At 45.3% G+C, this 14,237-nt stretch carries 14 protein-coding genes; all 14 read right to left on the bottom strand.

Annotated features, from left to right (window positions below; translation table 11 throughout):
• Positions 1–23: 23 nt before the first annotated feature.
• Positions 24–986, bottom strand: a complete 963-nt coding sequence (locus IE070_RS03265; protein WP_189480429.1) for a PilW family protein — start codon at positions 984–986, stop codon at positions 24–26.
• 10 nt (positions 987–996) lie between these two features.
• On the bottom strand, positions 997–1,476 hold the full coding sequence (locus tag IE070_RS03260; protein ID WP_189480427.1) for a prepilin-type N-terminal cleavage/methylation domain-containing protein: 480 nt from the start codon (positions 1,474–1,476) through the stop codon (positions 997–999).
• 93 nt (positions 1,477–1,569) lie between these two features.
• Positions 1,570–1,977 carry a type IV pilin protein gene (locus IE070_RS03255; protein ID WP_189480425.1) on the bottom strand — a complete coding sequence of 136 codons (408 nt, stop codon included), beginning with the start codon at positions 1,975–1,977 and terminating at the stop codon, positions 1,570–1,572.
• Complete coding sequence (locus IE070_RS03250; protein ID WP_189480423.1) at positions 1,977–5,183, bottom strand: pilus assembly protein; 3,207 nt, start codon at positions 5,181–5,183, stop codon at positions 1,977–1,979. Before IE070_RS03250 ends, IE070_RS03255 begins: the two co-directional genes overlap by 1 nt.
• Positions 5,184–5,202: 19 nt before the next feature.
• On the bottom strand, positions 5,203–5,718 hold the full coding sequence (locus IE070_RS03245) for a pilus assembly PilX family protein (RefSeq protein ID WP_189480421.1): 516 nt from the start codon (positions 5,716–5,718) through the stop codon (positions 5,203–5,205).
• An 8-nt stretch (positions 5,719–5,726) separates the two neighbouring features.
• The gene (locus tag IE070_RS03240) at positions 5,727–6,641 is read right to left on the bottom strand and encodes a PilW family protein (protein WP_189480419.1); all 915 of its coding nucleotides are present in this window, start codon (positions 6,639–6,641) and stop codon (positions 5,727–5,729) included.
• Positions 6,638–7,045: a type IV pilus modification protein PilV gene (gene pilV / locus IE070_RS03235; RefSeq protein ID WP_189480417.1), complete on the bottom strand. Its 408-nt coding sequence runs from the start codon at positions 7,043–7,045 to the stop codon at positions 6,638–6,640. Before pilV ends, IE070_RS03240 begins: the two co-directional genes overlap by 4 nt.
• Before the next feature lie 10 nt (positions 7,046–7,055).
• Positions 7,056–7,619 carry a GspH/FimT family pseudopilin gene (locus IE070_RS03230; RefSeq protein WP_189480415.1) on the bottom strand — a complete coding sequence of 188 codons (564 nt, stop codon included), beginning with the start codon at positions 7,617–7,619 and terminating at the stop codon, positions 7,056–7,058.
• Between the two features lie 131 nt (positions 7,620–7,750).
• Positions 7,751–8,476 (bottom strand): LytR/AlgR family response regulator transcription factor, encoded by a 726-nt coding sequence (locus IE070_RS03225; protein WP_189480413.1) that lies wholly within the window; start codon positions 8,474–8,476, stop codon positions 7,751–7,753.
• On the bottom strand, positions 8,473–9,501 hold the full coding sequence (locus IE070_RS03220; protein ID WP_189480412.1) for a sensor histidine kinase: 1,029 nt from the start codon (positions 9,499–9,501) through the stop codon (positions 8,473–8,475). The genes IE070_RS03225 and IE070_RS03220 overlap by 4 nt, the downstream gene beginning before the upstream one ends.
• Positions 9,502–9,536: 35 nt before the next feature.
• Positions 9,537–10,466, bottom strand: a complete 930-nt coding sequence (gene ispH / locus IE070_RS03215) for a 4-hydroxy-3-methylbut-2-enyl diphosphate reductase (RefSeq protein ID WP_189480410.1) — start codon at positions 10,464–10,466, stop codon at positions 9,537–9,539.
• A 2-nt stretch (positions 10,467–10,468) separates the two neighbouring features.
• Positions 10,469–10,909 carry an FKBP-type peptidyl-prolyl cis-trans isomerase gene (fkpB, locus tag IE070_RS03210; protein ID WP_189480407.1) on the bottom strand — a complete coding sequence of 147 codons (441 nt, stop codon included), beginning with the start codon at positions 10,907–10,909 and terminating at the stop codon, positions 10,469–10,471.
• Complete coding sequence (lspA, locus tag IE070_RS03205) at positions 10,906–11,397, bottom strand: signal peptidase II (protein ID WP_189480406.1); 492 nt, start codon at positions 11,395–11,397, stop codon at positions 10,906–10,908. The genes fkpB and lspA overlap by 4 nt, the downstream gene beginning before the upstream one ends.
• A complete protein-coding gene (gene ileS / locus IE070_RS03200; RefSeq protein WP_189480404.1) occupies positions 11,397–14,225 on the bottom strand; it encodes an isoleucine--tRNA ligase in 2,829 nt (942 codons plus the stop codon). Before ileS ends, lspA begins: the two co-directional genes overlap by 1 nt.
• Positions 14,226–14,237: the final 12 nt, after the last annotated feature.

The raw sequence follows: 14,237 nt of genomic DNA, 5'->3' as shown, positions 1-14,237 counted from the left end.
TCCTGCTAGGGTAACGCTACTCCTTATAAATCTGCCAAAACAGCATTTTCAAAATATACGGCGCCACTTAACAGCAAACGTCGATAATGATCATTGGTGGCATAAAAATTAACACTACCTAATTGATAATGTTGGGTATTACGATAACGAGGATCTGGCTCTGTGGTACGCAGTAACACATAAAATTGCACAGCAACAATGCGATGATCGTGCTGTAACCAATGCGCATTAGTCATATCGCGTGTTGCTAGGGTGTAATTAGGTCGACCGTCTAAATTACTATCGATTAAAAACTCAAAATGCAAACGCTCAACACCGTCAATTACAGAATCGGTAGCCATTCTAGGGGCTCCTGCAGCCGTTCTTACCAGCCGTTTCCGCATAAGTACGGGTACAGATTGTCCTTGCTGTTGTTGCTGCTGTAAATACAACACCACATGTTGATAGGGATACACATGCTTGGCATCATGATCAACGTTGTCTTGTGTCACAAAACGACTTTGCTGCCAATCGCTCTGTAGATAAAATCGATTAGCACGTAACGCATCTGGGGCAACAGCTTCGCCAATATTACGCTTTAATTGAATAAACTCAGTCGCTGGCAATAGATCATTCAAACAGTTTAATTGTCGACCGCCAGTTGCCACCGCTGCAAACACATTAATAAAAGGCTGATTTGGCTGCGGAAAACTGCCACTGTCTATATCAGCAGCAACACAATCTGGCATTGGTTGGATGCCAAGTGCTGCAGCTTGACGAATATGATGTAAAGACTGTCCGCCCCAAAAGCCACTGTTTTGTAACTCGTTATGCAGTAAATTAAGGACCAGCTGTCCATTTTGCTGTAAAAAAGCTAACTGACGCGTTTGGATGGCGGTGCTATGCATTACCCTAAAAGCGGTTAACACTAACCCTAGCAACACTAGCGCTAACACCATCGCAATCATCAATTCAACTAAGCTTAAGCCTCCTTGCCTGGCCGTCATAGTTCATACCTTATTGCAGATGCAAAACAGAACGCCCGTCTACAACGTCACAATCGTTGGCGGTAGCTTGCGCGAGTGCCGCATGATGCCGCCAACTGGCTTTAAGTTGTAACTGCCCTGCCTGTTGTTGAATACAAAAAGTGGGCGCGAACAGCACCCCATAACTTGAATTGGGTGATAACCATTTTTGTTGCCAACGCATAAGCAAATATTGTCTGGCCTCTGCGTACATACAGGGCGCAGCATTAGAGCAATTCAGATTAGATGTGATAGTCTGCACCGTAAAATCACTACTAGTAGCAGTACGATTGAAGGTCGCTAACTGTTGCGCAATTTCATGAGAGAGGGCAACGGCAGTGGTACGTTGACTGGCATCTGTAACCACCTTAAGTGCAAACAGTTGCCCAGCCAACGCCCCTAGCAGCCCTATTTTAAGAATCAACAAAGTGATCAAAACTTCGATCAATGTTGCACCGCGTTGGTGTTCCATAACGACCTCGGTTATAAACCCTTGAGTAAATAACCTTAGCAGCCATGGTTAAAAATTCAAATTAAATTTGTAATTTTTTTGATAAAATGAGCGTTACCAACAGGCTTGCACAGCAGCGGCGGTAGTCACACCCCTTGCCCCTTTTTGACCAGCTTGGTTTAACGTTAACGTATTGCAGCCATCGCTTTGAAGCGATGTAGGCGCCGCGCTTAAAGTAAAAGTTCGAGCGCTTATCGCGGCAATCGCAAAGGTATAGCGCGCCGTTAACTCTTGCTGGCATTGCGTTGCGGGCAAAACAGATCCATTTGAGTTATAACTCATGCTTTGCATATAGTTGCGCTCCATCAATTGCGCCAGCTCCATTAAACAGGCGGTTGCTGCCGCACGGTTTGCCCGCAGCACATAATTTTGGTAAGAAGGATAAGCAATCGACGCCAAAATACCAATTACCGCGACTGCCACCATCAGCTCAACTAACGTAATACCTTTACTTTTACGCATTAATTCATTTCCTCGCGCCACGAAATTCGACCGCGCCTTAATTGCAAATTAACTACACGCGAATCAATGGCAACTCGCGAATCCCCCACAAACATTTGCTCACCCACAAATACGGGCTCACCTGGCATACCTTCAAAGCGTAAGCCACTGGCTACATCAATCACTGGATTAGCCGAAGTACCAGAGTTAATACCATCGGAATTATTAAATTCACCATCGCCAGATAGATCGAACAAATGATATTTTAAGCGACTGCCGCTAAACGGATCTACCGCCATTACCCAGCCATCGCCCTGTGGATTACACAAATCAGAATCCGGAATAATCGTATTCATAATCAGATTGCTGCCTACCATTCTCGCTTTCGAGGTCACACGCTCCCGAGCATCAATTAAATCCATAAACCAACCACGTTTATTCACCATATCATTCGTGGTAGCGGCTGAGACAGTCCGCGTTTGCTCTGATACGCTGCCATTAGTATAGGTCGTATTAGTAATGATTCGACGCACTAACTCTGAACGGCCACTAATAGCGGTGGTTCCATCAACGATGCCATACCAGCTTTGTGGATCATTACTTAAACTATCGCCCGTTTCTAAGTACTTACCTGTGCCAAAAAACAACCACAACTGGCCGGTTTGCGGATGACTGGACAGTGTCATACCGCCCGTAATGGGTTGTACTTTATTGGTGGCATCTCTTGCAGTAAATAGCGGCGCATTGCTGTACGCTACGCGCCAACTGCCCGGTAATGCATTCGCTAAATCAAATTTCCAAACATTACCATTTAAATCACCCGCAAAAAACCAATCGGTATTACCATTACGGTCTGTGTCCCAGCCTTCAGGCTGGCCTAAAGCCCCAGCCGCTGCAGGTACTTCTAACTTCGCTGTTGTTGTGCCATTGGCAATATCAATAACCAGTAGGCCATTTTTGTTGGACGTGTTGTTGTAACCATAGGGCATTACCGCAGCCCAACGACCATTGTTTAAGCGCGTAATCACCGGTTTTGCAGTCATGATGCCTAGCTCTGGAATGCTAAGATCCCACAGTAAGCTTATATTGGTTGGATCAGTCACATCCAACGCGAAAATGCTATTACCACCACGACCCAATGTCGTTACCAACACCGAACGCCAAGCGCCATTAATATAGACATCACCCACAGTAGGCGAACCATCAACATAAAAGCGATGCGCATAGGTTTCTTTAGCAAAAGAGGACAGCTGTGCCGACGCGGTCAACATACGCTGCGGCACATAAGCAAACAATTCACGGCCTTTGGTTGAACTGCTTAGATTAGCATCAAACCCATGCAACATACCGTCGTTAGCCCCAACATAAACCATAGGTGCACGCTCTTTTTTCGCTGCTAAAAAAGCGGCGTAACTACTAGCGCCATCCCAGCTATAACGCTGGTAATTACGGTTTTGCGGAGCACCAACATAAACAGGAGACGAGTGAGCGATATCCCCTAATAATGAAAACCGTTGCCGTAAGGTACCCGCAGGCTTTTCATTCGCACGATCGCCCTTTAAGTAATTAACGATATTGGCACTTTCTAGTGCGGTTTGTTCAGCGCTATTTAAATTTGCCCAATTAAACGCAAATTTAGTCGTGGTGCTACCTGTTGTTCGACTAGTGAAAATGGGGCGATCGGCCCAAGGCGCAAAATTTGCTGACCATTGTATTGACAGATCTTTTGTATCACGACTCACTAAATTACCACTCCAATTGGTGGTATCAAACGAGGCTTGGAAAACACTATTTTCTTCTTGTAAAGACGTTGATGTCGCTGCAAGGTTAGATGCAGAGGCTGTTCTTTCTATGATACTTTTAAGTGCTTCAGCGAGCTGAGTACTAAAAGTTTTAGGGTCTTTTGCACTAAAAAAGCCACCGTCACTATTTACAGCAGCATGCAATAAATCATCAGTTCTATATTTAAGGGCTAAATTCAAATTAGCAGTATGGAAAGGATCTGGCCATCTGCTATCATTCGGAGCATAATTTTTTGCAACACTTGGGTTTAAAGTACCATCAACACCCAGCCCAACTCCAAATGTAACCATATGCTGCCAATTTGGCGAAGATGTTTTTCGTTTTGGTACATTATTAGTTAGCGATGGCAAAAGATCTTTAATGTAAAAATTACGAGCAACATCTGCTAAGGTATTAGAATATCTGTCGCCATCTACGTTACCGACTTTGATAAAGTTCCCTGAATCATATGCATTTGATGTACTCCATGCGCCATCTGTCATCAAAATAGCAAAATTCTGTCGACAACTTACAACAGGATTTGATGCGCTTTTACTTCTTTGCGGATCAACAAGATATGGCGTTTCACTACTGAAATAATTTCCTGCAACACTAAGGGCTCCCCTCAGTGGCGTGTAAGTGCCAAGGCTATTTACTCCGTAGCTCCGAAGCCAATTAATAAGCTTAGTTCGCCCCCCTCCTGAAAACTCCATAACATCACTTATCACTCCGGGTCTAGTTTCTATATCAGTATACCCCACCCGAACATTGTCAGGTATAGTACTAAAAGCATCAATAATAGCTGACCTTGATAATAATAATCTGCTTCGGTAATAAGAGTACCAAATAGCAAAATTTTGTTTCTGTTGTGCAGAGGCATTATTCAAAGAGACATATTGGTAACAATTTGCCGAACGCTCGTTACCATTACAATTTGGCAAGGTTGAAATAAATCTGTAATAAAACCCCCCTTTAGCAAAGTTTAAATTCCCCCTAGCACCAGCAACATAGTTAGTGTACGTTGAATTCCACTCATCATACTTATGCACAAATGCTCTACTCAAATCATATGCAGTCGAAGTTAAAAAACCATCAAGCCTCGCCGAATTATAACTTGGCACATATTGTGATCCAGCAGGTATTGTATAAGTTACATCTGGATCGTAATAAATAGTATTCACTTTGGAGGAAAAATACCAAGGGTTAGTTATATTCGTTGAATTTGCCGCACTACTACCCCGCCAACCGGCGCTAACTTCATCTGGCATATACTCCAAACTCATAGACAGAGAATTATCGAGTATAAACATAATATTGGGTGGCACATCGCTGCCCGTTTGTAAGGGTACATTAGGAATCGCCAGGGTGTTGGCTGATACCGATATCGTCACACCCAAATTAAAACTGGCCAATAACCACAGTGTTTTTTTCGTCAACGCTCGCATAATATTGTCCTTACTCGCCTTATAAACGCCAGATAGTTTGCATCGTCACGCCTGGGCGATTATCTGCTGGTTGGGTACGTGCTGTAATTCTAAACGTGGGTGATAAGCAATCTGTTTCGATAGTAGTGGCGCTGTCGCAATCTGGCGCAATAGGTGATGGCCAATCACCAACATATTCAATAATATATTGTGCTGGTAAATCTAACATCGCATTATTGTCTGGCGCAGCTTGCCAAATCGTTGCGGGATCACTCCAACGATCAATTTGTCCAGCAATAGGTATTCCATAAAACCCTACCTGTACGCCTGCTGCTGTTGCCGGATTAGGTAGTAAGCCTGCCAACACATTCTCAGCCGCTCGCAACGCAGATTCGGTTTGTTGTACATATAATTGATGCTCGTATAAATTAGATGTCATACGTTCTTGCATGGTCGAGCGTTGCATACTTGATAAGGTTAAAACAGTAACTGCTACTAATAACAACAAGGTGACAATTAACGCGATGCCGCGCTGGGCAGAAATAGCTGTTCGCATAATTACCTCTAGCGATTTCTAATAGATACAAAAAATTCAATTGTTCGGATACTTTCTTCCATATCAATGGCTTGATAGGCTTCATCGGCTAATAAAACCGTTACATTTACTCCTGTGACTTGAGTCATATCTAATGCAGCAGTAAAGGCGACAGGGCCAAAAGGGGCATTGCGTATTTGATAAGCAAAACTTAACCGCTCTACCCCAAAGAGTACTTCTTCGGCTACTGGCACACCGGCAACAATCACTTCGCGATATAATGAATTAAAATTTTCATCCACTTGGCTTGGTGCCACAAACCAGCGTATAGATTCAAACCGCAGTAACATAGCATCAGCGGGATAGACTCTTGGACGAGGATTTGCACAGACGAAAGGATTGCTAAAGCCAAGATCGGCAGAACAATTTAGCCCCACGGCTTGATGTTGTACCTGTTGCGCGTTAATAGCAGACACTTGAAAAATAGAGGTCAGCGTTTCATCACACACCGAGGCTAAATCATTCACAGCCAATTCAGGTATTTGATTGAGCTGAAATGACGGCGGCGTATGCGAGACCACACTGCTACTTTGACCAGCCGCATACATAATTCGAATCGATTCATTATTATTGTTTGCTGCCTCCGGCGCGGCGCCTACCAACCCACCTTGCCAATTTAGCCAAGCGGGTATCGCACCTGCAACCTGGACCACGGTAACCACGCGCTCTGAATTGTTACAACCTAAAAACCCGGCACTACGTAAATCATAAGACATTACCTGAAAAGCCAAACGGATGCGGTTTTGTAAGTTAGACAAATCCTCTGTGGTTCTGGCAGTGGTTTGATTTGACAAATACACCCCTAATACGCCACCCAATAGCAAAATACCTAACATTAAGGCAATAAGCAGTTCAGTTAATGTCACCCCGCGTTGATATTTCATGGCCGAGTTTCCATCACAATCACCGATTGCGCATTCATACGTTGATCATTCCAATTGATCGTGACGGTATAGACCCCGTTATTCCACTCTACCAAAGCACAGGTTTGTGGCGAGGTGGCTGCTTTCACATCTTCAAACCACTGCTCTGTTCCGGCAACCGGTGAGTTACAATCCATATCAAAGGCACCCGCCCGCGCTGCATCGCTATTGGCACGCATAACTTCAAATAGGGTATCGGTTAAAATAACGGCCATCGCTCTTTCATGCGCCATACTGGTGCTTTTTAAACTCATAGTTTGTAAGCCTGCAATACCTAATAAACCAATCGAGAGCACAACAACAGAGATCAACACCTCTAAAAAACTAATCCCTGCTTGTTTATGTAAAGAACGGATCTGCGACATACTTAACTCCTTAGGGGACCGCACAGGCATTACTGGCAAGGGCATTTACCGCAATATGCCCACCAGAGCGAATAACGACATCTCGCGCATTATTTTCGATAGAAGTATCACTTAAACAGACTCGTAACGCCCCATTGAGTGGCGCTCCTGCAGTCGTTCTCACTAACCCTTGCGGTGAAAAACGGATTTCGGAATTGGTATCCGCAATGCTATCACTGGTATTAACAGTTAACCGATTTGACAGTAAAAAACCCGAAGCCATCACCGTATTTGCGACAATGCCAGTCTGTGGACGTGCGGGGGCAATACCAATCAGCCAGCCAGTCCAGCCATCATTTGAAGGCGCGGAGCACGTGGCGCCATCGCTGCTGTGACATAACACCACGTTCCGATTAAGCTTAATGGCTTCCGTTCTTGCCGCATTTAGCGCACCAACAAATTGGTTAACTTGGCCAGACAATTGATTTGTTTGTAGCAATGAAATAAAAGACGGTACTGCTATACTGGCCACAATACCCAATACGATTACCGTGATCATTAATTCAATTAGCGTAAAACCTGCTAGGCGGCGCATGCATTTACATCTCTAGATTACTAACACACGATAACTATATCTTGTGTTAAAAACTTACCCAACTAGCATAAGGACAAGCGGCCGAAATCTCCGATAAACGGTAAAAGAATGGGCGTATGAGAACAATCGTTTTAACGCTGTAAACGTTGCTTAACCAGCGCCAATGCCCGTCGGCTTACTGGCAAGATATCGGTACTCTCTTTTAACAAAATTTCATATTGGCCTAGGCGTTGTTTCAAGGCCGCAAAGTAATGAGGATTCAGAAGATAGCTACGATGAACACGCACTAAGGTTGGATAACGTTGTTCCAGCTCATTTAGTGAAAGATCAAGGTAGGCTTCACCCTGCTGAAAATTTGCTTTCACATACTTACTGTCTGCGCTGAAATAATAAATTTGATGTAAGGCGATAGTTTTTGTTGTATTGCCACTTTGATACGTTAATTTAGCGGTACTGATGTCAGCATGTTGTAGCGCCACCTGAGTGAGTTTGTGCGCACGTGTATGCATCCCCACTTTTTGTAAACTGCTGACTAAACGTGTCGCAACCACAGGTTTTAATAAATAATCGGCGGCAGACACTTGGTATGCCTGCAAGGCGTGTTCAGGATGCGCCGTAACGAACACAATCGCTGGCGGTAACGCCAATTGATTAAAGCGGCCAGCTAGGGTTAAGCCATCTTGCTCGGGCATATCAATATCAAGTAAAACCACATCGGGTTGGTGCTGTTGTAAAGCTAGCCATGCTTGCTCGGCACTTTCAGCGGTTCCCACCCAGGTTACCTGGCTAATATCAGCCAATAAGCGCTGCAATCGGGCGCGAGCCAGCGGTTCGTCATCAACCACTAGGACTCTCATGCGCCCTCCAGAGGTAACACTAATTTTACCCGATAAATGTCAGCCAGTTGGTAGGTCGTTAATTGCGCATGTTGGCCAAAGCAAAGCTGCAAACGTTGTCTGATATTACTTAATGCAATACCATTTTTAACATGCTTATCATGACTTTCCGCAATCGGATTCTCAATCACAATACTGAGCTGTTTTTTACCTAAGTAAGCCGTCACATCAAGTACCCCAGCTGTAACCCGTGTTTCAAAACCATATTGAATAGCATTCTCTATTAAAGGTTGTATCGTCAAGGCAGGTAACAGAATAGCCGGGATCTTTTCTGAAATCTGCCAATTAACCTGTAATCGGTTGCCCAATCGCCACTGCTCAAGTGACAAATATTGTTGGCACAATGCTAGCTCGTCTTGCAAGCTGATCCGCTCAGCGCTGGCCATTGCTGCACGAAACAGATCAGCCAGATTCAGTAAAGCTTGCTCTGCCGCCGGGGGATCAGTATGAATAAGCTCAGCGACGGTATTTAACGAGTTAAACAGAAAATGGGGACGAATACGCGCTTGTAGCGCACTCAATTTTGCCTGATGCTGCGCATTAATTGTGCGGGCCAGTTCATCATACATAATTAAAAATTGAATCAGCACTAACCCGACAAGCACTGCAATCAGCACATTATTGAAGGCAAAATGAATAAAATTCAGTGTGACGCTTTGGCTGGCCAACACGTTGTAAGCAGCAGCAGACGAGATAAAGGTCACCAGTGCTAACAGTAGCAATACGGCAATTGCTAACTGAAACACACTGGCGTGCTTTAAAAAAGGGCGTAAACGCGAAAACACCAGGCTGCTGACTAAACTAATCCATTGCACCAATAGGCTGGTTAGCCCTAATCGCAACCAAAACGCCTGCTGGGCATCCGAGGCTAACGTAAGCAATAACGCTAATATCTGGGAAAACACCACCACTCTTAGCAGTGGTGCAGCCTGCGTAAAGTCAGGTAATTGCAGCTCATAACGCGGGGTCAGCGGATGTTTGTGCAAGGCGTTTCCCCTCTAGGTTAACCTTCCCGTCTTATTTAACGTAACTCAGCGGGTATAGCAAACACCACATTTTCTTCCCGGCCCACTGTTTCAGTGACTGTTTTGCCGCCCCACATTTTTAACTGGCTAATCACATCTTGCACCAGCACTTCTGGTGCCGACGCGCCCGCGGTGACCGCAACCCGGTTAATGCCAGTTAACCAGCTTTGCTGAATATCATTTGCAGTATCAATTAAATATGCGGTGCAGCCCAGCTTTTCTGCTAATTCACGCAAACGGTTGGAGTTACTACTATTCTTTGCGCCAACCACTAGCATAAGTTCAGCTTTAGCCGCTAACTCACGTACCGCATCTTGCCGATTTTGCGTAGCATAGCAAATATCATCTTTGCGTGGTCCTTCAATATCCGGAAAACGGGCACGCAGCGCATCAATCACATCGGCAGTATCATCTACCGATAACGTGGTTTGACTACTATAACTCAGCTGCTGTGGATTTTTTACCTGCAGACGCTGCACATCTTCTACCGACTCCACCAGATAGATACCACCCGCCGCATTGCTGTATTGCCCCATGGTGCCTTCGACTTCCGGGTGGCCAGCATGGCCAATCAGAATGCACTCGGTGCCTTTACGGCTGGCACGTGTCACTTCCATATGTACCTTAGTGACTAAAGGACAGGTCGCATCAAATACTTTTAAGCCGCGTTGTTTGGCATTTTCGCGCACCGCTTGCGATACGCCATGCGCACTGAAAATGACAATTTGATCATCGGGCACTTCATCCAGCTCATCCACGAATACCGCGCCACTTCGGCGTAAACCATCCACCACAAATTTATTGTGCACAACTTCATGGCGAACATAAATGGGGTGTGGGAAAAGCTCTAAGGCACGCGATACAATGCTGATAGCACGATCTACCCCAGCACAAAAACCACGTGGATTGGCTAATAAAATATCCATTTCTAGCTTACCTGTACAATTTCCACATTAAAGGTCAGGGTTTGCCCTGCCAGTGGATGATTAAAATCGACCGTGACTGAGTCACCTACTACTTCACGTACTAACCCCGGTAACTCTGAACCATCAGGCATACCAAACCCAATGATTGCACCCACTTTGGCTGGCGCATCAGCAGAGAACTTACTCCGATCCACATAGTAGATATTATCTGGGTTAGGCATACCATAGGCATCCTCAGGGGCTAAGGTAAAGGTTTTCTTGGCACCAATGGTTAATCCTAATAACTCAGCTTCAAACGCGGGCGATAAGCTACCATCCCCCATTTGTAGCTTTGCTGGTTTGTTGTGTACACGCGTGCTTTCAGCGGCACTGCCGTCAGACAGCTTAATATCAAAATGAAATACGACGGTACTGCGGTCGTTAATCACCTGTTGTTCACTCATTTTTTGACTCCGGCATCATCACTAAAACTATCCCAAATTAGCAGTGCCGCACCAATACAGATCACTGAATCAGCAATATTAAATACCGGATAATGCCAGCTTTGGTAATACACATGAAAAAAATCAATCACATAACCATAGATACTACGATCAATTAAATTACCTATTGCACCAGCCAAAATCAAACTTAATGCAATGCCTAGCTTGGTTTGCTGCAGATTAAGCCGGCTCATCCAAACGGCAATCACCACACTCATCACCACTGCAATACCGGTAAAGAACCAACGCTGCCAACCACCGGAATCACTTAAAAAGGAAAAAGCCGCCCCATAATTTCGCACATAGGTAAGATTAAAAAAGGGCAACAAATCAATGGAGTCGCCTAAAGCCATTTGCTGATGAACCAGTTGTTTAGTTACCTGATCAACCACGATAAGGAGCAGCACTAGCCACCACCAACGCCACGCTGTTTGTTGAAATAACGGCATTACGCAAATTCCCTCGTTTCACCCTCACCACTAACATTACTTACGCAGCGCAAACAGATCCCCGGATTCGCGCTATCCGCACCCACATCATGACGATGATGCCAACAACGCTCACACTTAGCCGCCGTTGACGCCGACACCAGCACCTTTAATCCTTTAATGTCAGTTGCCACTGCCGCCGTATCTGGCGTGTCTGTACTCACTTTCGCAGTTGACGTTATTAATACAAAACGCAGCTCATCGCCTAATCTGTCGAGTGCCGAGGCCAGTTCTGGTGCAGCGTATAACGTGACTTCGGCTTGCAAAGACGCGCCTAACTTTTCGTCACGGCGGGCACTTTCCAGCACTTTATTTACTTCATCACGCACGTGTAATAATTGCTGCCAAAAGGCGTCATTTAATTTACCCGAAGGGATACCCGCAAAACCGTCATACCAAACGTCAGTAAACACAAAGGGCGTTTGTTGACCCGGTAAGGCTTCCCAAATCTCTTGTGCCGTAAAGCTCATAATGGGTGCCATCCAACGCACCATGGCTTGCGCGATATGGTACAACGCGGTTTGACAACTGCGTCGGGCCTGACTCTCTTTGTGGGCGGTATATTGACGATCTTTGATAACATCTAAGTAAAAGCTCCCCAATTCTACCGTGCAGAAATTCATCAGCTTTTGACTGACTTGATGGAACTGATAATTATCGTACGCCTCAACAATTTCTTGTTGTAACTGCGCCGCACGATTCACTACCCAAAGATCTAGCTCAACCAATTGATTAAAGGGTAATAAATCTTTTGCGGGATCAAAGCCTGTTAAGTTCGCCAGTAAAAAGCGTGCCGTATTACGGATACGACGATACTTGTCGGCAGCACGGTTTAGGATCTCATCCGATACAGTCATTTCTGAGGTGTAATCGGTTGTAGCCACCCATAAACGTAGAATATCGGCACCAAGCTTGTTCATCACATCTTGGGGCGAAACCACATTACCCAACGACTTAGACATCTTGCGTCCTTCGCCATCAACGGTAAAGCCATGCGTTAGTACTTGTTTATAAGGTGCAATCCCTTTTGTGCTTACGCCCGTCATTAACGACGACATAAACCAACCACGATGTTGATCCGAGCCTTCCAAATACAGATCGATTTGCTTAGCCCCCTGAAATTCGGGACGAGCATCGACTACCGCAGCATGGGTGACCCCAGAATCAAACCAGACATCTAAGGTATCAGTGACTTTAATATACTGCGCTGCATCTGCCCCTAAAAGCTCAGTAGCATCTAAATCAAACCACGCTTGAATACCGCCTTGTTCCACGCGTTTAGCCACGTGTTCGATTAAATTGGCCGTATCAGGATGCAATGCGCTAGTATCTTTATCCACAAATAACGCTATTGGAACGCCCCAAGTACGCTGACGTGAGATACACCAATCAGGCCGTCCTGCCACCATATTTTCAATACGCTGTTGGCCCCAATCCGGGATCCAGCGCGTTTGTTCTATTTGTGCTAGTGAGGTTTGGCGCAACCCTTGCTGTTCCATGCTAATAAACCATTGTGGCGTTGCGCGGAAGATAATGGGCGTTTTGTGACGCCAGCAATGCGGGTAACTGTGTTTGTAGGCTTTATGCACTAATAACGCACCGGCCTCTTTTAACGCTTCAACCACAGTATCGTTGGCTTTAAACACATGCTGACCAGCAAATAAAGGCGTATCGGGTAAATAAACGCCATTGGCCCCTACTGGATTAGCTACTTCTAAACCATATTTCTGCCCGACGACAAAGTCTTCCTGACCATGACCGGGTGCGGTATGCACACAACCGGTGCCTGAATCAGTGGTCACATGCTCACCCAACACAACGGGCACCGTGTAGTCGTAAAGCGGATGCCGTAATTGCACTAAATCTAAGGCCGCGCCCAAACAAAATCCTAAGGCATGGTAATGCTCAATATTAGCGCGTGCCATGACTTCTTTGACCAGATCTGTGGCAATAATTAAACGCTCAGCACCATTTGGGCCTTGTTCTACTTGCACTAAGCTATAACTAATAGCGGCATTAAGCGCAACCGCACGGTTAGCCGGAATCGTCCAAGGCGTTGTGGTCCAAATCACTACCGAAATAGGCCCTTGACCACTGTGATCTGCCGGATGATCAAACTTATCTGCCACTGCCGCGTCAACGACAGCAAATCTGACATCAATCGCAGGCGATATCTTATCTTGATATTCTACTTCAGCTTCCGCTAACGCTGAGCCACAATCAGTACACCAATGCACCGGCTTAAAGCCTTGCAATAAGTGTCCGTTACTGATGATCTTTCCTAGGCTGCGAATAATATTGGCTTCAGTATCAAAATCCATCGTGCGATAAGGTTTATCCCAATCACCGAGGACGCCAAGGCGAATAAAGTCGGTACGCTGCGCATCAATTTGTGTTAAAGCATAATCACGGCATTTTTGCCGAAACTCGGCTGGTGTTAATTTAACACCCGGTTTGCCATATTTTTTTTCTACAACCAATTCAATAGGTAAACCGTGACAATCCCACCCAGGGACATAGGGGGCGTCAAAATCTGATAAGGTTTTCGCTTTCACAATAATATCTTTTAAGATTTTATTTACGGCATGACCAATGTGAATATTACCGTTAGCGTAAGGAGGGCCATCATGCAAAATAAACGTTTTTTTACCTTTCTTGGCCGCACGGATCTGGCCATATAAATCGGCGTCGGTCCACGCTTTTAGCATTTGTGGCTCGCGCTGTGCCAGATTGGCACGCATGGCAAAGGCGGTTTCAGGTAAATTCAAGGTATGCTTGTAATCGCTCATCCGGTTCGGTTC

The sequence above is a fragment of the Alishewanella tabrizica genome (assembly GCF_014652375.1).
GTDB lineage: Bacteria > Pseudomonadota > Gammaproteobacteria > Enterobacterales > Alteromonadaceae > Alishewanella > Alishewanella tabrizica.
The sequence above is the reverse complement of the archived record's forward strand: the minus strand, read 5'-3'. Positions and strand labels throughout refer to the sequence as shown.